The organism is Kitasatospora sp. NPDC088134 (assembly GCF_044741705.1).
Taxonomy (GTDB): domain Bacteria; phylum Actinomycetota; class Actinomycetes; order Streptomycetales; family Streptomycetaceae; genus Kitasatospora.
This window is the reverse complement of sequence record NZ_JBIUTD010000004.1, coordinates 50,004-69,709: the sequence shown is the minus strand read 5'-3', so window position 1 is coordinate 69,709 and position 19,706 is coordinate 50,004. Positions and strand designations below refer to the sequence as shown.

Genomic DNA, 19,706 nt, shown 5'->3' with positions numbered 1-19,706 from the left:
GCCGACGGCGCGGGCGGTCGTCGCCTCGTCGTCACTACAGGTCGTAGTCCTCGACGATCCTCCGGTGCCGGCCGAGGTCGGCGCCGGCCGCCTCGGCGAGGTCGGGCCAGGCCAGCGGGTGCGGCCAGTCGGCGGTGAGCCGGGCGAGCAGGGCGTCGGCCTGCTCGGCGGTGGCGGTGGGCGGGACGCCGAGAGCGGCGTAGACGCCGGGCAGGTCGTCCTGCTCGCCGCTCGGGTCGGTGATCCGGTACTGGTCGCCGTTGTACGCCCAGACCCCGTACCCGGCCCGCTGGAGCTCCTCGCGCAGGGCGTGCCAGGCGTCGTCGCCGGGCCAGCCGCCGTCGATCCAGTAGGTGGTGTACCTGGCCGGGTCGAGCAGGGTGAGGAACTCGAAGACCGGCCGCCAGTCCTCCTCCTCGCCCGGTTCGGGGGCGTCGTTGAGGACGGCGGGGGCGAACACCACGACGTCCCGGTGGTTGAGGTCGACGTCCGCGCCGAGCACCGGCAGCACCCGGGCGGTGGCCGGGCCGGTGCGCAGCGCGGGCAGGTCGGTGGTGGTGCCATTGGTGCGGGTGGCGCGCAGGCCGATCAGCTGCCACTCCTCGTCGATCGGGCCGCTGTCGGTGTCGAAGTCGAGGCCGAGCCGGGCCCCGGCGGCCCGGACGGCGGCCCAGTCGCGGTTGGCGGTGGCGGCGGTGAGCAGGTGCCACAGGTCGGGTTCCTGGACCGTGCGGTGCTCCTGGTCCTCGCCGGCCTCGGCGGGGTCGAGGGCGTGCTCCAGCAGGTCCTGGTAGAGCCGCTGGGCCTCGGCGTGCTCGCCGAGCCGGGTGGCGGCGCCCGCGGCCAGGCGGCGGGTGTTGAGCGCCCCGGGTTCGTGGGCGAGGACGGCGGCGCACTGCTCGCCGACCTCGGCCCAGCGGCCCTGGGCGGCGGCCCAGCGGGCCCGCAGCCAGTGCGCGTCGGCGGGGGCGGCCCCGGCCAGCCGGGCGGCCAGCCGCTCGACGCCGGGGCCGTCCTCGGCGTCGATCAGCAACTGGCCGAGCATGCCGGTCAGGTACTCATGGCCCGGGTCCAACTCCAGCTGGGCCCAGGCGAGTTCGGCGACGGCCCGGGTGTGGCCGAGCGAGCCGAGGGCGCCGGCCAGGTTGACCACCAGGACGGTGTCGGGCCGCTCGCCGACCGCCAGCGCGGCGGCCAGCAGGTCGGCGCCGGTCTCCGGGTCGGGCCGGTGCTCGGCCAGCCACTGCGGCAACTCATCGACCGGCACCGGGAGTTCGGGCCGGGGCAGGGCCTCGGCGGCGACCCGCAGCGCGGCGACCTGCTCGGCGATGCCCGCGGTGCGGCGGAGTTGGCCGAGCTTGCGGTCGCCGGTGCGGGCCAGGGTGAGCGCGACCTCGCGGGCGCCGCGGGCGAGCGCCAGCCGGCCGGCCGCCAGCACCAGCTCCAGGCAGGGCCGGTGGGATCCGGCGGTGTCCAACTCGCCGCTCCAGGAGGCGATCCGGGCGCCGAGCACCGCGTCGTTCTCGAACTCCCCGGCGGCGACCAGCAGTTCGACGGCGGCGACCCAGCGGTGCCGGATGTCGGGGTAGCGGTCGGCCTCCTCGGCGGCCGGCAGCAGGGCGAGCGCCCGGTCGGTGCGGCCGAGCGCGGCGTGCTGCAGGGCGCGGCCGACGGCGAGCTTGCGCCGGTCGTCGTCGTCCAGCCGGTTCCCGGCGGCGACGTAGGCGCGCTCGGAGGTGTCGTAGACGTCCAGCGCCTCCTGGTGCCGGCCGAGCCGGTGCAGGGCGGAGGTGCGGCTGTGCGCGAAGGAGAGCGAGACCTGCTCGCCGGCCGCGACGATCCGGGTCTGCGCGCGGTCGAGGTGGCCGAGGGCGTCCTCGGGGCGGCCGTCGTCCTCCAGGGTGTCGGCGTACTCGCGGGACAGGCAGTCGAAGCAGGCCCGGGCGGGCTCGACCCGGGACAGCGCCTCCTCCAGCACGGCGAGCCGCTCGGGCACGTAGCCGGGGCCGTCGATGTTGGCGTGGCAGATGGTGAAGTCCTGGACGGCGCACACCGACTGGGGGCAGGAGGCGGTCTCCTCGCGGTGCGCGAACTCCAGCAGCGACACCGCCTCGGACATCGCGGCCTCGCCCTGGTGGCGCTTGTTCAGCAGGTTCTGCAGCCGCCAGTGCCGGAGGAACACCTCCACCCAGGGCAGGCCCAGGGCCCGGGCCGAGGCCAGTGCCTCCGGGTACATCGCGTCGAGCTGCTCGTTGCGGCCCTCGACGGCGTGGCCGGCGATCTCGGCGAGCGCGTCGGCGAGCCGGTGCTGCCCGGACTCGGCGAGCTTCCGGTGCGTCTCGTGCACCCAGGACCAGATGTCGGTGGTCATCGTTCCTCGTCCCCCTGCGGAAGGTCTGCGGTGATGGTGTCCGGTACCGCCGACAGTCCGTCGGCGGGCACGGGGGCGGTGAGCGCGGCGACCGCGGTGGAGATGCCGGACAGCGCGGCGGTCAGGTCGCCGGCCGCCGAGCCCGCGGCGGCCGCCATCACCACCTTCAGCGAGCGGAGCAGCCCGGCGGCGGTGGCGGCGCCGGTGCGGCCGTCCCGGTAGGCGGCCAGCAGGTCGCGGACGGCGGGCGAGGCCAGGTTCAGGTAGAGCCGGGCCTTGACCGTGCCGTCGGTGCGGGCGGTGAAGGCCCTGGCCAACTGCAGGGCGGCGGACGGGATGCGGGAGTCCGCCCGGTCGTCCTCGATCCGGGCCTTCAGCTCGGCCTCCCGGTCGGGCACCAGCACCAGCGGCAGCCCGGGCGGGTCGAACCGGGCCGGGACGAGCTGCTCGCCGTCCTCGGTGAGCGCGGCGGCCAGCCAGTCCCGCTCCTCGGCGGGCAGCGGCCGGTCCGGGGCGCGGAACAGCTCCTCGTTGCCGCGCTCGCTGCCGAGTTCGACGATCCGGCACTCCCGCAGCTGCGCGTAGCGGCGCAGGAACGGCAGCACCGCGTACCGGTCGCCGCGGGCGATCGGCACCTGCATCGCCCGGTAGAGCATCTCCTCGAAGCCGCCGCCGCTGCCCAGCGCGACGTGCACCGCGCCGGAGCCCGCGGCCCGCAGCGCGCCGGCCGTCAGGTCGCCCTGCGAGGTGGGCACCGGGACGTCGTCGGCGAGCAGGGTGAACAGCCGGTCGTCGCAGAGCGCCGCGCCGAGCAGTTCCTGCCCGTGCCGGGCCAGGATGCGCCGCCAGGCCGCCGGGTGCAGCCGGGCGGTCTCGTACAGGCCGTCGACGATGGCGTCGGCGAGGGCCTGCTGGAGCGCCCGGTAGTGCTCGTCGCGCTGCAGGTCCTCCCGGCTGGCGGTCGGGGTGAGCCGGGAGGACTCCACCACGCCGCCGATGAACCCGGCCCAGCCGGGCAGCAGGTCACGGGCGTCGTCGGCGAGCAGCATGCCGCGCAGGTACACCGCGAGGTCGCGGTTGTCGGTGGAGCCGTACGTGCCGCCGTCCTGCACCCAGAGCAGGCCGACGGCGTCGGTGCGGCCCTCGACGGGCGTCACCGGGAAGGCGGTCAGCGGCTCGAAGCTGCGGGCGAAGGCGGAGGCGAAGCGCATCCGGTGCAGGTGCGGGGAGCCGGGCAGGTCCTGCCGCCACGGCACCGGCACGTCGTTGACCGGCTCCTGGTCCGTCCCGGTGTAGACCGGGATCGGCAGCAGCACGCAGTACCTGGCCAGCACCTCGCGCAGCGCCTCCTGGTCCGCGAGGTGGGTGTGCTCGGCCTTCAACCGGAGCGTCACCACGGTGCCCGGGCCCGGGCGGGGCGGCGCGGGCTCGACGCTGTACTGCTCGCCGCCGCGGCTGCGGTAGGTGTGGGCGAGCTGCGGCTCGCGGTGCGAGGCGGTGGTGACCAGCACCTCCTCGGCGACCGAGAAGGCGGACAGGAAGCCGAGGCCGAACGCGCCGATCAGGTCCTGGTTGCCGGTCAGTTCGCGCAGCATCCGGGTGTAGCCGGTGCCGACGGTCGCCAGGTAGGCGTGGATCTCCGGCTCGGTCAGGCCCGCGCCGTTGTCCTCGATCGAGACGGTCCGGGCCGCCGGGTCCCCGGTCACCCGGATCAGCGGCCGGTAGTCGCCCTCCGGGTCCTCCAACTTCCGCCGGGTGTGCGAGTCGTGGGCGTTCTGCACCAGTTCGCGCAGCGCCACCAGGGGGGTCGAGTAGAGGTGGGTGGCGAGGACGCCGACCAGGCCGCCGAGGTCGACCTCGGTGGTGCGGAGATTCGCGGGCTCCGCGGCGGCGAATTCCGCGCCACTTCCCTCGGGGCCGGAAGCGGGGGGAAGACCATCAGACATGAGGCCCCAGTGTGCCAGTACGACAATCTGCCGACCACTGTTTTCCGATTTCCGGTTTCTGTCGATCCTCGGTCAACTCCGTGTTGACGTGCGGGACTCCCCGACCGCGCCCCCGGTTCGCCCAAATCCCTTGGCAGAAAGGCATTCTGCGCATCCCCCGGAGTTCCAGGGTATTCCGGACCGCTGACACCTTCGGGGGAACCCGGGTGTCCGTACTGGAACCCGAACGGCCCAGTGGGCAATCCTGAGGGAGCGACGCCAGGAACCGGCGCACCGGGGCGGCCACCCCGCGGCGCCACATTCGCACCAGTTAGCAGGGAGACCACCGTGTCCCGTATTCGCGCAGTCGCCGTCGTCGCCGCCCTCGGCGCCTTCCTCCTCACCGGGGCGGGCACCGCCGCCGCCGACAACGGCGCCGGCGCCGACCACTCCTCCAACAGCACCGTGGTCGGCAACCTCGGCTCCGGCAACATCGTCGGCTCCGTGCACGGCAATGCCAACGGCACCCAGCAGACCGCGACCGGCTCCGGCGCGAGCAACCAGAACAACACCCTCGGCGTGGCCGGCAACTCCGGCGGCGTCGGCGCCCTCCAGTCGAACGCCAACCTGGCGCACACCGTGTACTACCCGTTCGTCCTGTACTAGGCCGCACTGGGCCGCCGGCACCGGTAGCACCGGACACGCACTGCGGGACCGCGACGCGGGGGCACCTCCCCGCCCCCGTCGCGGTCCCGCCGCGTTCAGCCCCACCGCGTTCAGCCCCGCCCGGGGCCGAGCGCGGCGGCCGCGTGGGCCGCCACCGCGGCGGAGGAGCCCGCCCCGCTGCGGGCGGTGTCGATGGCCACCGCGATCATCGCGTGCACCCGCACCCGGGTCTCGGCGGCCGGTTCGCCCGCCGCGGCGGCGAGTTCGACCCAGTCGCGGAGGAACCCGCGGCGGAAGTCCACCGCGGCCCGGCGCTCGCCCGGGGCCAGCCGCCCGGTCTCGGAGAGCATCACGCCGAGGTAGTCGCGCTCCCGCCGGGCGAAGTCGGCGAACGCCGCGACCGCCGGGCCGGGGCCCGCGCCCAGCACCGGCAGGACGTCCCGGCGCAGCTGCTCCCGGCCGCGGTCCAGGACGGCCGCGAGCAGCGCGGACTTCGTCCCGAAGTGCTTGTAGACGCTGGGCCCGGCGATGCCGACGGCCGCGCCGAGCCGCTCCGTCGAGACGTTGTCGAAGCCGTGCCGGTGGAACAGCCGGGCGGCCGCCACCACCAGCGCCTCCCGCCGGTCCGCCGGCCCCGGGGCCACGACCGGCAGCGGATCCGCCACCGGACCGAACTCCGGTACGGCCAGCAGCCGTTCGCGCATCCCGAGGAGCAGCTCCAGGTACCGCCGCCGGGGCAGCACCACCCCGTGGTGGCCCAGGCTGCCGTAGGCGGACAGCACCGCCCACCAGGACAGCTCGCCCTCCCCCGCCGCGACCTCCCGGACGGCGGTGCGCAACCGCCGCCGCAGCGCGGCCCGTTGGGCGGGCGGCAGCAGCCGCGCGTCGCGCTGCCAGAGCGTCCCCAACTCCCGCCGCTCCAGGGCGAGTCCGGCCAGCTCGGCGGCCCCGCCGGCGGCCAGCGCGGCGCAGAGCGCGTCCAGGCCGGACTCGACGGCGCAGCGCAGCAGTTCGGGCTTGCCGCGGAAGTGCCGGTAGAGCGCGGGGGCGGTGATGCCGACCTCGGCGGCGAGTTCGGCCATCGAGACCCGGTGGTAGCCGTCCCGGTGGAAGCGGGCGGCCGCGACGGCGAGGATGCGGGCCCGCCGCCCGGGCGGCCGCCGCACCACGGGACGCCGCTCCACCGGGCTCTGCTCCACCACGGTGTCCCCCTCCCCCGCACGCCTGCCGGCCAGGCTAGCAACGGTTCACTTAACTCCCGCCGACACCGTCCGACAAGCCCGCGGTCGACCCTGGACACCGGAAGCTACTGGCGATTAACTTGGCGGTGCGTCCAGCCGCCGAAAGGAGCGCACCGTGCGCCGCACCGTGTACAACGAGGACCACGAGGCGTTCCGGGAGACCATCCGGGACTTCATCGCCAACGAGGTCGTCCCGGTCTACGAGAGCTGGGAGGAGGCCGGCCACCCGCCGCGCGACTTCTACCGCAAGCTGGGCGAGCTCGGCGTCTACGGCATCGAGGTCCCCGAGGAGTACGGCGGCGCGGGCGAGACCGGCTTCAAGTACCAGGCCGTGATCTACGAGGAGACCGCCCGCGCGGGCGTCACCTTCGGCTCCTCCGGCGTGCACACCGGCCTGGTGCTGCCCTACCTGATGGAGTACGCCAGCGAGGAGCAGAAGCGGCGCTGGCTGCCGGGCTTCGTCTCGGGCGACATCATGACCGCGATCGCCATGACCGAGCCGGGCGCCGGCTCCGACCTGGCGGGCATCGCCACCACCGCGAAGCTGTCCGCGGACGGCACCCACTACGTGCTGAACGGCGCGAAGACCTTCATCACCGGCGGCGTCCTCGCCGACCTGGTGCTGGTGGTCTGCCGCACCGCCCCCTACGACCCGGCGGACCGCCGCGCGGGCCTGTCCATCCTGTGCGTGGACACCAAGTCCGAGGGCTACGCGGTCGGCCGCAAGCTGCAGAAGATCGGCCTGCGCACCTCGGACACCGCCGAGCTGTCCTTCTCCGACGTCAAGGTGCCGGTGGAGAACCTGCTCGGCGAGGAGGGCAGGGCGTTCTCCTACCTGACCCACAACCTGGTGCAGGAGCGGCTGGCGATCGCCGTCGGCGCCTACGCCTCGGCGGCCGCCGCGGTGCAGTTCGCGGTGAAGTACGTCAAGGAGCGCAAGGTCTTCGGCAAGGCCGTCGCCGAGTTCCAGAACACCAAGTTCTCGCTGGCCGACTGCCAGGCCCAGGTGCTCGCCCAGCAGGCGATGGTCGACCAGGCGCTGGAGCTCTACCAGACCGGCGAGCTGACGGTGGCGGACGCCGCCGCGGCCAAGCTGTTCTGCACCGAGTCGGCCTCCGAGGTGATCGACAAGTGCCTGCAGCTGCACGGCGGCTACGGCTACATCCTGGAGTACCCGATCGCCCGCCTCTACACCGACAACCGGGTGTTCCGGATCTACGGCGGCACCAGCGAGGTCATGCGGACCATCATCGCCAAGTCGCTCGGCCTGTGACCGGGCACTGAGCACAAAGCCAGCCGGGCGCGCAGGCGCCGCGGACGCGACGGAGGCGGACACCCGGGCCGGGGTGTCCGCCTCCGTCGCGTCCGCGGTTCAGTTGACGCTGGTCCGCCAGGCCTCCAGTCCGGCCGCGGAGGCGGCCTTCGCCTGGTGCAGGGTGCGCTGCGCCAGCTCGGTGGGCGGGGTCTCGAAGGTCCTGATCCAGCCGCGCCCGGCGTTCGCCAGGGCCACGCAGACCAGGACGCTGCCGGTCAGTCCGACGAGGGCGCCGAGCCCGGTCAGGGCCGCGCCGGCGGTGAGCATGCCGCGGTTCACCTGGAAACCGCGGAAGGAGATGCTGTGAGTGGTCGCCATAGGCCCACCTTCGGCCCATCCCCGCGGCCCCGCACCCCGAGCGGCCCCCGCTGTGCCCCCTGCGCGTGGTTCGGCGCGCGCCGCGCGCGACCGGCTGCCTAGGGTCGGCCGAGGGCCCGGACCGCGGGCCCGGTGGCGCGGGGGTCCGAGCGAGGAGAACGCGATGACCGAGCAGTCGGCCCGGATCGACCTGGGCGCGCTGGCCGAGGAGCACGCCGCGCTGGCCGCCGCCGGCCCGCACGGCCGCAGCGCCCACCTGGTGCTGCACGACGGCGTGCTGCGGCAGACCGTGATCGCGCTGCGGGCCGGGGCGGTGCTGGACGAGCACAACGCCCCGGTCGCGGCCAGCCTCCAGGTGCTGCGCGGCCGGGTCTCGCTGACGGTGGCGGGCCGCCGGCTGGAGGTCTCGGCGGGCGAGCTGCACCCCGTCCCGCAGGAGCGGCACGGGCTGATCGCGCACACCGACGCGGTGGTGCTGCTCACCGCCGTCACCGCCTGACGGGCGCCCGCGCCCCGGCCGTTCAGGCCGGCGTCCGGCCCAGTACCGCGTCGGAGACCAGGGTGAGCCCGCGCAGGATCTCCGCGCCGTCCGGGGCCTGCTGCGGGTCGATCAGCCAGTGCGCGACCTGGCCGAGCAGCAGGGACTGGTAGAAGACGCCCTTGGCCAGCTCCTCCGGGGTGTCCACGTGCTCGCTGCGGCCCTGGAAGACCGCCGCCAGGCCGAGCCGGCCCAGCTTCTGCGCGGCCGCCAGCTGCTCGCGCAGCTCCGGCAGGTGGGCGAGCTGCCCGACGATCTCGAACTGCACCGTCCACAGGCCGCGGTGCTCCTCGAAGGTGTCCCGGATCGCGTCCCAGCAGCGGACGAAGCGCTCCTCCGGGTCGGCCACCTCCGCCGACCCGGCCAGCGCGGCGCCGATCGACTCGCCCCACTCCCCCATCGCCTCGATCAGCGCCTGCACCAGCAGGGCGTCCTTGGAGCCGTAGTGGTAGCCGATCGCGGCCAGGCTGACGCCCGCGCCGGTGGCGATGTCCCGGGCGGTGGTGCGCCCGTAGCCCTTCTCTTGCAGGCAGCGGCGGGCGCTGGCCAGCAGGTCTTCGCGGTTTCCCATGGCGGCGATGCTACGGCAGTCCAAGACGGATGTCTTGCGCGAACGTCTGGAACATTTGATTTAGACGCTTGTACTAGACAGTTGTGCAAGACGCCCGTACAGTCGCTGCCATGACCACCGACCACGGCCGCGCCGGCCGACGCGAATGGCTGGGCCTCGCCCTCCTCCTGCTGCCGACCCTCGTCCTCGCGATGGACATGGGCGTGCTGTTCTTCGCCGTCCCGTTCATCGCCACCGACCTGCACCCCAGCGGCACCCAGCAGCTGTGGATCATGGACATGTACTCGTTCCTGCTGGCCGGGCTGCTGATCCCGATGGGGGCGCTCGGCGACCGGATCGGCCGGCGCAAGCTGCTGATCGGTGGCACCGCCGCCTTCGCGCTGGCCTCGCTGGTCGCCGCCCGGGCCCACGGGGCGGACCAGCTGATCGCCGCCCGGGCCCTGCTGGGCGTCGCGGGGGCGGTCTTCGGGCCCTCCACGCTGGCCCTGCTGCGGAACATGTTCCAGGACGCCAAGCAGCGGCAGGCCGCGATCGGCGCCTGGAGCGGCGTCATGATGGCCGGCGCCACTCTCGGCCCGGTGGTCGGCGGCCTGCTGCTCGACCACTTCTGGTGGGGCTCCGCCTTCCTGGTCGCCGTCCCCGCGATGCTGCTGGTGATGGTCGGCGCGCCGTTCCTGCTCCCCGAGTACCGCGCCCCGCAGCAGGGCCGCTTCGACCTGTTCGGCGCCGCCCTGTCGATCGTCACCGTGCTGCCGGTCGTCTACGGCATCAAGACCCTCGCGGTGGACGGCTGGAGCACCCGCCCCGCGCTGGTGCTGGCCGCCGGGCTGCTGGTCGGCCTCGGCCTGGCCGTCCGACTGCGGACCGCCGCGCACCCGCTGATCGACGTCTCGCTGTTCCGCATCCGCACCTACAGCGGCGCGATCACCGTCAACACCATCGCCATGTTCGCCATGATGGGCTTCACCCTGTTCACCTCCCAGTACCTGCAGCTGGTCAAGGGCTACAGCCCGCTCACCGCCTCGCTCTGGGCGCTGCTGCCCAGCGTCGGCGTCGGCGCGGCCGTCGGCGGCTTCGGGGCGCTGGCGGGGCGGGTGCGGCCCGCGGTGCTGCTGGTCGCCGGGTTCGCGGCCAGCGCGGCCGGGTTCGTGGCGATGGCCTTCGTCGGCCCGTCCAGCCCGCTCGCCCTGCCGCTGGTCGCGGCCGGCGTGATCGCGGCCGGCTCGGTCGGCACCATCAGCATCACCGGCGAGATGGTGGTCTCCGCCGCCCCCGCCGACCGGGCCGGCGCGGCGAGCGCCACCTCGGAGACCGCGCAGGAGCTCGGCAGCTCGCTCGGCATCGCGGTGCTCGGCGCGGCCGGCGCCGCGATCTACCGGGCCCGGATGACGGACGTCCCCGCGCCGGGGGCCGCCCACGACACCCTCGGCGGGGCCGTCACCACCGCCGCCCAGCTGCCGGGCGACGCCGGGGCCGCGCTGCTGGCCGCCGCCCGGGACGCCTTCGCCGACGGGATGCACACCGCCGCGGTGGTCGGGGTGCTGGTGATGCTCGGCGCCGCACTCGCCGCCCACCTGCTGATGCGCCACCTCCCCGTCCCGGGCGGGCGGGCCGAATCCCCCCTCCCGGTGGTACAGACCACATGACTCGGATCACCTGCTTTTCGGCGGCTGTTTGCCGGCGGGTGTATACGTTCGCCGGAAAGGCCAGGCATACTGGCCGAGTCGGGCGAACCGCCCGGCACCCGTGACACGACGCGAACCTCACGAAAGGACCGGTGGTCAGGGATGTTCCGTAACGGTCTTGAGCCCTGGCACATCGCCATCATGGTGGTGGTGCTGGTCCTGCTGTTCGGCTCGAAGAAGCTGCCCGAGATGGCCCGCGGCCTCGGCAAGTCGATGCGCATCCTCAAGGCGGAGACCAAGGCGCTCCGCGAGGACGACGCCCCCGCCGAGGCGCAGAACGGCACCGCCGCCTCGCAGGCCGAGCAGCCGCGCCAGGCCGTCGAGCCCACCAACGTCGCCAAGGCCGCCGAGACCCCCAAGTCGACCACGGCCTGACGCCCCGCCGGCCCCGGCCGACGCGCGCACCTCCCGGAACCCCCGGCCCGTCCTCGGACGGCCGGGGGTTCCGCCGTTCCGGCGCACCCCGGTGGCCGCCCGCCCCGCCCTGCGGTCTGCTGGTGAGCGACCTGACGGTCGATCACCTGGGAGGCACGGATGGCGGCGGACCCCTCCGACGGGCGGGACCTCGCGGAGCTGCGCGAGCGGATCGCCGTCCTGGAGAGCAGGAGCGCACCGGAGCCCCGGCAGCACCGGGCGCGGTCCTTCTTCGCCGTCCTGCTGATCGTGCTGGCGGCGGTGCTCACCCCGCTGGGCGTGGTCGCCGCCTGGAGCAGGTCGCAGATCACCGACACCGACCGGTTCGTGGCGACGCTGGCGCCGCTGTCCGGCGACCCCGCGGTGCAGGGCGCGGTCACCGACCGGGTCACCGAGGCCGTGAGGCAGCGGCTGCCGATCACCGACCTGCTGAACGAGGCCGCCCCCGCCGACCGGCCGCTGCTGGACGCGGCGCTCGGCCGGCTCGGCCCGGCACTGACCGACGGCCTGACCGGCTTCGTGCACGACCAGGTGCTGCGGTTCGTCCGTTCCGACGCCTTCGCCGGGGTCTGGACGACCGTGCTGCGCGACGCGCACGCCGCCTTCGACAAGGTGCTGACCGGCAAGGGCGGCGGCGCCGTCCAGGTCCGGGGCGACACCGTGAGCCTGGACCTGGCGCCGGTGATCGCGCAGGTCAAGGACCGGCTGGTGGCGAACGGGCTGGGGCTGGCCGCGAAGATCCCCGAGGTGCACACCGATTACACCCTGGTGCGGTCCGACGCGGTGCGGAAGGCGCAGACCGGGCTGCGGCTGCTCGACCTGGCCGGGCTCTGGGTGCCGGTGCTGGCCCTGCTGTGCGCCGTCGGCGGCATCCTGCTGGCGGTGCGGCCGCGCGGGGCCACCGTGGCGGCGGCGCTCGGCGCGGCCGCCGGGGCGGCGCTGCTCGGCCTCGCGCTGAGCGCCTTCCGGGCGGTCTACCTGGACAGGCTGCCCGCCGACGTCGACCAGGCCGCCGCCGCGGCGGTCTACGACACCCTGGTGCGCTACCTGCGGGCCGCGGTCCGGATGGTGCTGGCGCTGGGCGTGGTGGTCGCGCTGGCCGCCTGGCTGACCGGCGGCGGGCGGCGGGCCGGCTGGGTGCGGCACCTGTGGCGGGAGGGCCTGGGCGCGGTGCGCCGGGCCGCCGCCGGCCTGGGGCTGCGGCTCGGGCCGGTCGGCCGGTTCGTCCACCGCCGGAAGGCCTGGCTGGGCTGGGGCGCGGTCGCGGCCGCCGCCGTGGTGCTGGTGACCTGGAGCTACCCGAGCGCGGCCGTGGTGCTGTGGATCGCGGTGGTGCTGCTCGCCGTCCTGGCGGTGCTGGAGCTGCTGGACGCGCCCGACGAAGCCGTCCACCCCGGGAAGGCGACCGCGGCATGAGGGAGTTGGCCCGGGTGTACCTCACCCTGCTGGGCGGCCCGGTGGTGCTGCTGGTGTCCTACTTCGCGGTGCCGCTGGGCTGGTTCGGGCCGCGCCACTCGGCGGTGAGCTGGGTGGCGTTCGGCACCCTGCTGACGGTGCTCGGCCTCGGCCTGCTGCGCGAGGTGCGGCTGCAGCTCACCGGGACCTCCCGGCACCCGGCGCCGCGCATCCTGTTCCTGCTGTGCGGCGCGCTGGTGGTGTTCTCCACCGCCTACCTGGCGATGTCCCGGCAGCCCGGCGAGCTGGAGGGGCTGCACACCAAGATCGACGCGCTGTACTTCACGGTGATCACCATGGCGACCGTCGGCTACGGCGACATCCACCCCGCCGGGCAGGCCGCCCGGATCGTGGTGATGCTCCAACTCCTGTACACCGTGGTGTTCCTGACCACCGGGGTGACGGCGCTGACCCGGGTGGTGAAGACCCGCGCGGTGCAGCGGGTCCAGCACCGGGACTAGCGGGACCGGCACCGGGACCGAGCGGGACCGGCCGGGCGTCAGAAGCCGTCCTGGGCGGCGGACTGGGCGTGCACCACCGCGATCAGCCCGGTCAGCCGGGTCTGCCAGCCGGCCAGCGTGGCGGGGTCGACCGCCTTGCGCCGCTGCAGGTCGCGGACCAGCCGCTGGGCGTCCTTGAGGGTGTCCTCGGCGTCCGCGGGCTGCTTGTCGTTGACCGACCGGGTCGCCTGGTCGAGCAGCTTGGTCAGGTCGTCCTGGCGGTCGCGCTCCTTGGCGAAGTTGGCCTGGGCGACGTCGGCGCGCAGCTGGACGAGCTGCGCCACCACCGGGTTCTTGGGCGGGGCGGACGGCTTCGGCGAACCGGAGGGCTTCGGCGAGGCCGGGGCCGGGGCGGACGGCGACGGGGCGGGCGCGGCGGGCGCGGCGGGGGTGGTGGCGGCGGTGTGCGGGGTCTTCGGGGTGGAGTCGCCGCCGCCGAGCGAGAACGCGGCGATGCCGGCCACGCAGGCGAACACCGCGGCGCCGATGCCCGCGTACAGCAGCGGGTTGCGGCCGCGCCGGGCGTCGGCCGGCTCCTCGTCCTCGTACCGGGCCGAGGGGAGCAGCGACGGGCGGGGTTCCTCGACCGGCGGGAGCAGCGAGGTGCGGTGCTGCTCGGTCCACGGCCGGTGCGGCGGCTGCGGGGGCGCGGTCGGGAAGCCCGCCGGGACGGGCGGCAGCACCTGGGTGGCGCCGAGCAGTTCGGCGGTGCGGTCGGCCGGGCCGCCGGGCGGGACGGCGGAGAGCAGTTCGGCGGCGGCGGTCAGCGCGTCGGCGGGCCGCTCGGCCGGGTCCTTGGCGAGCAGCCGCAGGATCGCCACGTCCAGCGCGGGCGGCACGTCGGTGCGGTACCCGGAGACTGCAGCCGGGTGCTCGGTGACGTGCTTGAAGGCGATCGCCACCGGGGTGTCGGCGGTGAACGGTGGTGCGCCGGTGAGCATTTCGACCAGCACGCAGCCGACGGCGTACAGGTCGGCGCGGGCGTCGACGTCGCCGGCGGTGGCCTGCTCCGGGGAGAGGTAGGCGGCGGTGCCCAGCACCGAGGCGGCCTGGGTGAGCTGCTGGCCGGCGGAGGAGCCGACCCGGGCGATGCCGAAGTCCACCACCTTCACCCCGCCGTCGTGGGTGATCATGATGTTGCCGGGCTTGATGTCCCGGTGCACCAGGCCCTGCGCGTGCGCGGCGGCCAGCGCGTCCAGGACGGCGGCGGCGATGCCGACGGCGCGCTCGACCGGGAGCGCGCCCTGCTCGGCGATCAGGGCGCCCAGGGTGGAGCCGTGCACCAGCTCCATCACCAGGTACGGGGAGCCCTGGTCCAGACCGGAGTCGAAGACCGTGACGATCCGGGGGTGCGAGAGCAGTGCGGCCAGCCGGGCCTCGCGGGCGAACCGCTCGGCGAACCGGGGGTCGTCGGCGAGGCCGCCGTTCAGCACCTTGACCGCGACGGGGCGGCCCAGCTGGTGGTCCAGGCCGCGGTAGACCGTGGCCATGCCGCCTACGCCGAGTATCTCGCCGAGCTCGTAGCGCCCGTTCAGCGCCCGTCCGATCATCGGACACTCCCCTCATCGCCCCGGTCGGGCACCCGTGAACCATAGCGGTCGCGTCGGCCGGGGTTCCAAGGGCGGCCGGGCCGGGGGTTCACGGGTGCTGCACCAGCAGCAGGGCGGCGAGCGCGACCAGCGCGGCGCGCAGCAGGGTGCGGGCCGACAGCGGGAGGGGCAGGCAGCCGCGGCGCCGGGGGCGGGGGAAGGTCATCGGGGGGTCACCTCCGAACGGCCGGGAGCGCGGAGCGTGCCGTAGCGCTGCATCCGCTGCCAGCGCAGCCGGTTGCCCGCCAGTGCCGTCCACACCGAGTGGATCACCACCAGGTACATCAGCTGGCGGTGCACCACCTGCTGGAACGGCAGGGTCCACAGCGGGCCCAGCCGCTCGCCGTCCAGCCGGAACGCGTAGCCGGCGCACAGCGCCTGCAGCAGCAGGAAGCCCAGCCAGAGCGCGGCGATCCGGACCGGGTCGAGGAACAGCAGGCCGTGGAGCGCGAACACGTCGACCGCCGGGGCGAGCAGCGGCAGCAGCACCTGGAACACCAGCAGGTAGAGCAGGCCGCGGCGGCCGAGCTTGCCGGCCTGGCCGCGCTGGGCGAGCGCGCGGCGGTGCTTCCACATCGCCTGCAGGGTGCCGTAGCACCAGCGGTAGCGCTGCCGCCACAGCGCGGAGAGCGAGGCGGGGGCCTCGGTCCAGGCGATCGCGCGCTCCTCGTAGACCACCCGCCAGCCGGCCCGGCACAGCGCCATGGTCAGGTCGGTGTCCTCGGCCAGGGTCTCCTCGGCGACGCCGCCGAGCCGCAGCAGCGCGGAGCAGCGGAACGCGCCGACCGCACCGGGGACGGTGGGCATGCACTGGGCCAGGTCGAAGAAGCGGCGGTCCAGGTTGAAGCCGACCACGTACTCGATGTGCTGCCAGCGGCCGAGCAGCCCGGTCCGGTTGATCACCTTGGCGTTGCCGGAGACCGCGCCGACCCGGCGGTCGGCGAACGGCTGGACCAGCAGCCGGACCGCGTCCGGTTCGAACACGGTGTCGCCGTCGACCATCACCACCAGTTCGCAACTCGCGTTCCGCAGGCCGTTGTTGAGCGCCGCCGGCTTGCCCGCGTTGAGCTGCCGGAGCACCCGGACGCCGGGCAGGCCGAGCGACTCCACCAGGTCTGCGGTGCCGTCGGTGGAGCCGTCGTCGACCACGATCACCTCCACCGGGTGGTCGGAGGCCAGCAGCGAGCGCACCGCCGCCTCGATGCCCGCGCGCTCGTTGTACGCGGGCACGATCACGGTCACCGGCTCGGTGACCGGCGGGCCCCAGCCGCGGCGGCGCAGCCGGCGGTGCCGGTGGGCCGCGACGACCAGGACCACCGCACGCAGCACGCCGATCCCGCCCGCCGCCCAGAGCAGCCAGCCGAGGACGGCCACCGCCCGGTCGCCGCCCGCCAGGGCGAGGATCAGCGCCCGGCCCTGCCAGCGCTCGGCGGCACTGGCCGGACGGGTGGCGCCGGGCGTCGACGTGGTCTCCGCGACCGTCCCGAAGCGGTAGCCGGCCGCCTTCAGCCGGGGCAGCAGCTCGGCCAGCGCGGCCACCGTCTGCGCGCGGTCGCCGCCGGCGTCGTGCATCAGCAGGACCTGCCCGTCCGGGCCCTGCGGGGTGGCGTTCGCCAGGATCCGGTCCGTTCCGGGGCGCCGCCAGTCCTCGCTGTCCAGGGTGGTCAGCACCGTCAGGTAGCCGGACCGCCCGGCCTGCCGGACCGCCTGCCAGTCGGCGTCGGTGAGCGCGTCGTTGGTCGAGGAGTACGGGGGCCGCAGCAGCGCGGTGGTGGTGCCGGTGGCGCCGGCCACCGCCAGCTGGGCCTCGCGCAGCTCCAGCGAGCGGCGCCAGGGCGCGGCCCGCCCGAGGTCGGCGTGGGTGAAGGTGTGGATGCCGAGCTGGTGGCCCTCGGCGAGGATCCGGCGGGCCAGCTCGGGGTGGTCGGCGACCTGGGTGCCGACCACGAAGAAGGTGGCGTGCACGCCCTGCTGCTTCAGCACGTCCAGGACCTTCGGCGTCCAGACCGGGTCGGGGCCGTCGTCGAAGGTCAGCGCGACGGTGTGCGGCGCGGGCCGGGCGGTGCGCGGCGGGGTCTCGGCGGCGTCGATCACCGGCCCGCCGTGGGCGGCCTCGGCGGGCACCGCGGCGGCCGGACCAGCGGGGCGGGCGGCGCCGTCGGGCGCGCTGCCGAACATGTGCCGGGTGTAGCCCTGGAGCAGCAGCGCGGCGGCGAGCGTCACCATCGCGGCGGACAGCAGCAGCCAGTGCGTGCGGGGCGCCGACTGGCGGACGACGCCCCGGCGGCCCCGGCGGGAGCGCGCGGCGCGGCGGGAGGGCTTCCGGGAGTGGGTCATCGCGGGCTCGCTACGGGCTCTTGGTGGGCTTGTGGCTGTTGCCGGGCGGGGCGGTCGGCCGCCCGTGCGAGGCCGTCGGCCCCGGGGTCGGAGGTGCCGCCGGGGTCGTGCCCGGGACGGGTTCGGCAGGTCCGGCGGTTCCGGTGGCGGGGGGTGCGGCGGTCCGGGACGGCCGGGCGGCCGGGGCGGCGGCGGGGGCGGACGGCCCGGTGGCGGACGGCTCGGCGCTCACCGGCGGTTCGGACGGCGCGACCTGGGCGGGGGACACGGCCGACGGGGCCGGCTGCGGCAGGAACGGGGCGCCCAGGGTGGGGCCGCCGAGGGCGCTGCTCACCACCAGGGCCAGGTAGCCGGCGGCGGGGACGGCCAGCAGCCACCCGATCCGCCGCGAACGGCGCTGGCGGCGGCCGCTGGCGTCGACGAACACCGGAGCGGCCGGGTCGGCGGCCGGCGGGGCGGCGGCGCGTACGGCGGTCGGGGCTTCGGTCACCGGGGAAGGTCCTGGGCTCGGGGCGGGGCGGTTCGCCTGGGTGGGCTCCGGACGGACGGTGGACCCGGGGGAGTTCAGCCGTCCGTCCGGAGCGGGGTTCCCCGGTCGGCCGCGGACCCGGGGGAGCCTTGGGCCGACCGGAGCTGTTCCCGGACGGAGGCGGGCCCGGGGGAGCCCGCCACCCGTCCGGAGTCGGTTCCGGGCGGGCCGGCGGGCTCGGGGGCGCCCGTCGGCCGCCCGGAGGCGGTGCCCGGTCGGTCGGCGGGCCCGGGGGTGCCCGCCGCCGACCGGAGTCGGTGGGTCAGTCCTGGTCGTCCCCCCTGCCGGGGGTCCTGGAGGACTGCACGGAGTCGTTCCGCCCGCCCTTGCCCGCCGAGGGCGACGGGGACGGAACGGGCTGCTGGTTCGCGGGCCGGCCGGTGGACTGGCTGGGCACGGCGGTCGGCCGCCCCCGGTTGTCCCCGCCCTGCTCGACCGCCCGGGCGACCAGCAGCGCGCAGTAGCCGGTGACCTTCTCCGGCCCGCCGGCCGCCTGCAGCAGCTCGGCCAGCGCCGGATCGGCCGCCGCGTCCTTGGGCTTGGTGCCCGCCGCGACCCGGGTGGCGAAGCCCCGGCAGAGCGTCAGCAGGTCGGGCAGCTGCCCGGCGCTCGCGGACGCCGACCCGGAGGGCCGGCCGGTGGGCTCGTGGCCGGTGGGCGTCCCGCTCGGCTTCGTGGAGCGGGCGCTCGGGCCCGCCGACGGCGTGCCGGGCCCCGCGGACGGGTCGGTCCGCTGCCCGTCGGCCGTCCCGGAGGCGGTCGGCCGGGCCGGGGCGGGGCCGCCCAGGACCGCCGGCAGGTGACCGGTGCCGGCCGCGACGGCGGCCGAGCCGACGGCGGTCACGCCCAGCGCGACGGCCAGGGCCTTCGCGCTGAGGGCCCGCGCGAGCGCGGTGTCCGCCATCCTTCGTCTCCGGTGCTGTCGGGGGGCCGGCTGGTGACGAGCCAGCCGGAACGCGGCCAGGGCCTCCTCCTCGCCGGGCAGCGGTCCTTCACCGTCCGGTCCGGGCGCCGCGGCTGCCGCGAGCAGGGCGGCGAGCCCGGTCCGGTCCGGCGCGGGCCGCTGCCCGGCGGAGGAGGGGTCCTGACCGGCCGCCGGGTCGCCCGCGACACCGTCGAACAGCTGCTCGGCGGCGGCGCGGTCGATCCGGCGGGATCGGTTGGTGCTCATCTCATGTCCTTCAGCGTCGGGACCTGCGCCGGTGTCACACCCTGCGCGGAGATTTTTTTCGCGGCCCCCCGACGGGGGACTCCGGCGGCCGCTCCCCCGTTCTGCTCCAGCACCTTCGCCAGTCGGCGCAGCCCCCGGTGGGCGGCCATCCGGACGCTGCCGGCCCGCTTGCCGAGCACCCGGGCGGCGCTCTCCGCGTCCAGCCCGAGCACCACCCGCAGCAGCACCGCCTCGGCCTGGTCCGGCGGCAGCGACGCGATCAGCGCCAGTGCGTCGGAGGTGGCGACGGTGGCCAGCGCCCGGCCCTCGGTGTCCTCGGCGGCGGCCAGTTCGGCCAGGTACTCGACCGGCAGGCCGGCCAGCGGGCGGCGGCGCAGCCGGCGCAGGTGGTCCATCGCCCGGTTGCGGGCGATGGTCGCGGCCCAGCCGCGGAAGCCGTCCGCGTCGCCCTGGAAGCCCGGCAGGTCGCGGGCGATCTGCAGCCAGGTCTCCGAGGCGATGTCCTCGGCGTCCCCGTCCGCCCCCGCCCGGCCGCCGACCAGCACCCGCAGATAGCGCAGCAGCCCCGGCTGGACGGCGCGGAACAGGACCCGGAACGCCTCCTCGTCGCCGTCCTGGGCGGCCCGGACGGCCGGGGCCAGGTCGACCCGGTCGCCCTCGGGGCGGCCGGGCGCGTTCGGACGGCCGGGCCGGTCGCCGTCGTCCGCCCCGTGGTGTTCAGCACTGTGCACCCGCCACATGATGGGCCATCCGGGTGCCCCGGCCCACCCGCGGGACGCGGACCTGCCGGTGACGGAGCGGTGGGCGCGGCGTGTGCGCGGCATGGGGGCCCGGTGCGGGGGCGGTCGGCGACGGTCGGCGGTCGGCGATGGCGCCCGGTGCCTTTCGATGGCGGGGCGGGGCCTGCCGGTGGCGGGGCGGGGCCGTTCGGCGGCGGGACCCAGGGCCCGGGCCGGGCCGACTTTCGTCCCGCCGACTGCTGTCGTTCGCCCGCGGTCCCGGACCGCTCCTCGGTCATAGCGTGCAAAAGCGGGGCATTACCCCGCACTCCGCCCACCCTGCCGCCGAGGAGGCCCGCGCC

General features: G+C 75.7%; 17 protein-coding genes. 7 read left to right on the top strand and 10 right to left on the bottom strand.

Annotation, left to right across the window (positions count from 1 at the left end; all coding sequences use genetic code 11):
* Positions 1 to 34: 34 nt before the first annotated feature.
* Positions 35 to 2,371, bottom strand: coding sequence for a hypothetical protein (locus ACIOHG_RS08195; protein WP_400946899.1), 2,337 nt, complete (start codon positions 2,369 to 2,371; stop codon positions 35 to 37).
* Positions 2,368 to 4,317 (bottom strand): ATP-binding protein, encoded by a 1,950-nt coding sequence (locus tag ACIOHG_RS08190; RefSeq protein WP_400946896.1) that lies wholly within the window; start codon positions 4,315 to 4,317, stop codon positions 2,368 to 2,370. The genes ACIOHG_RS08195 and ACIOHG_RS08190 overlap by 4 nt, the downstream gene beginning before the upstream one ends.
* Positions 4,318 to 4,644: 327 nt before the next feature.
* On the opposite strand from ACIOHG_RS08190, the gene ACIOHG_RS08185 reads away from it, so the two are divergent.
* A complete protein-coding gene (locus ACIOHG_RS08185) occupies positions 4,645 to 4,962 on the top strand; it encodes a hypothetical protein (protein WP_400946893.1) in 318 nt (105 codons plus the stop codon).
* 110 nt (positions 4,963 to 5,072) lie between these two features.
* Here the strand turns inward: ACIOHG_RS08185 and ACIOHG_RS08180 are convergent, their stop codons facing one another.
* Positions 5,073 to 6,164, bottom strand: coding sequence for a TetR/AcrR family transcriptional regulator (locus tag ACIOHG_RS08180; protein WP_400946890.1), 1,092 nt, complete (start codon positions 6,162 to 6,164; stop codon positions 5,073 to 5,075).
* Positions 6,165 to 6,318: 154 nt separating this feature from the next.
* Between ACIOHG_RS08180 and ACIOHG_RS08175 the strand changes: the two genes are divergently transcribed.
* Entirely contained in the window at positions 6,319 to 7,476 is a 1,158-nt protein-coding gene (locus tag ACIOHG_RS08175) for an acyl-CoA dehydrogenase family protein (protein WP_400946888.1), read from the top strand.
* Between the two features lie 99 nt (positions 7,477 to 7,575).
* Here ACIOHG_RS08175 and ACIOHG_RS08170 read toward each other — a convergent pair whose 3' ends face one another.
* Complete coding sequence (locus ACIOHG_RS08170; RefSeq protein WP_400946886.1) at positions 7,576 to 7,836, bottom strand: hypothetical protein; 261 nt, start codon at positions 7,834 to 7,836, stop codon at positions 7,576 to 7,578.
* 163 nt (positions 7,837 to 7,999) lie between these two features.
* Between ACIOHG_RS08170 and ACIOHG_RS08165 the strand changes: the two genes are divergently transcribed.
* Positions 8,000 to 8,335: a cupin gene (locus ACIOHG_RS08165; RefSeq protein ID WP_400946884.1), complete on the top strand. Its 336-nt coding sequence runs from the start codon at positions 8,000 to 8,002 to the stop codon at positions 8,333 to 8,335.
* A 22-nt stretch (positions 8,336 to 8,357) separates the two neighbouring features.
* Here ACIOHG_RS08165 and ACIOHG_RS08160 read toward each other — a convergent pair whose 3' ends face one another.
* A complete protein-coding gene (locus ACIOHG_RS08160; protein ID WP_400946882.1) occupies positions 8,358 to 8,945 on the bottom strand; it encodes a TetR/AcrR family transcriptional regulator in 588 nt (195 codons plus the stop codon).
* A 110-nt stretch (positions 8,946 to 9,055) separates the two neighbouring features.
* Here ACIOHG_RS08160 and ACIOHG_RS08155 point away from each other — a divergent pair, with 110 nt between their 5' ends.
* The 4 genes from ACIOHG_RS08155 to ACIOHG_RS08140 all read left to right on the top strand — a co-directional run bounded on the left by ACIOHG_RS08155 (position 9,056) and on the right by ACIOHG_RS08140 (position 12,960).
* Entirely contained in the window at positions 9,056 to 10,591 is a 1,536-nt protein-coding gene (locus tag ACIOHG_RS08155; RefSeq protein ID WP_400946880.1) for an MFS transporter, read from the top strand.
* A 141-nt stretch (positions 10,592 to 10,732) separates the two neighbouring features.
* Positions 10,733 to 11,005, top strand: a complete 273-nt coding sequence (gene tatA / locus ACIOHG_RS08150) for a Sec-independent protein translocase subunit TatA (protein WP_400946878.1) — start codon at positions 10,733 to 10,735, stop codon at positions 11,003 to 11,005.
* Positions 11,006 to 11,164: 159 nt separating this feature from the next.
* Positions 11,165 to 12,460 (top strand): hypothetical protein, encoded by a 1,296-nt coding sequence (locus ACIOHG_RS08145; RefSeq protein ID WP_400946876.1) that lies wholly within the window; start codon positions 11,165 to 11,167, stop codon positions 12,458 to 12,460.
* Entirely contained in the window at positions 12,457 to 12,960 is a 504-nt protein-coding gene (locus ACIOHG_RS08140; protein WP_400946873.1) for a potassium channel family protein, read from the top strand. The genes ACIOHG_RS08145 and ACIOHG_RS08140 overlap by 4 nt, the downstream gene beginning before the upstream one ends.
* Before the next feature lie 38 nt (positions 12,961 to 12,998).
* Here the strand turns inward: ACIOHG_RS08140 and ACIOHG_RS08135 are convergent, their stop codons facing one another.
* From ACIOHG_RS08135 to ACIOHG_RS08115, 5 genes are all read right to left on the bottom strand, one after another.
* Positions 12,999 to 14,549 carry a protein kinase gene (locus ACIOHG_RS08135; protein ID WP_400946870.1) on the bottom strand — a complete coding sequence of 517 codons (1,551 nt, stop codon included), beginning with the start codon at positions 14,547 to 14,549 and terminating at the stop codon, positions 12,999 to 13,001.
* A gap of 201 nt (positions 14,550 to 14,750) precedes the next feature.
* Positions 14,751 to 16,925 (bottom strand): bifunctional polysaccharide deacetylase/glycosyltransferase family 2 protein, encoded by a 2,175-nt coding sequence (locus ACIOHG_RS08130; RefSeq protein ID WP_400946868.1) that lies wholly within the window; start codon positions 16,923 to 16,925, stop codon positions 14,751 to 14,753.
* Positions 16,926 to 16,935: 10 nt separating this feature from the next.
* Entirely contained in the window at positions 16,936 to 17,415 is a 480-nt protein-coding gene (locus ACIOHG_RS08125; protein ID WP_400946865.1) for a hypothetical protein, read from the bottom strand.
* 301 nt (positions 17,416 to 17,716) lie between these two features.
* On the bottom strand, positions 17,717 to 18,625 hold the full coding sequence (locus ACIOHG_RS08120) for a hypothetical protein (RefSeq protein WP_400946863.1): 909 nt from the start codon (positions 18,623 to 18,625) through the stop codon (positions 17,717 to 17,719).
* The gene (locus ACIOHG_RS08115; RefSeq protein WP_400946860.1) at positions 18,622 to 19,365 is read right to left on the bottom strand and encodes an RNA polymerase sigma factor; all 744 of its coding nucleotides are present in this window, start codon (positions 19,363 to 19,365) and stop codon (positions 18,622 to 18,624) included. Before ACIOHG_RS08115 ends, ACIOHG_RS08120 begins: the two co-directional genes overlap by 4 nt.
* Between the last annotated feature and the right edge of the window lie 341 nt (positions 19,366 to 19,706).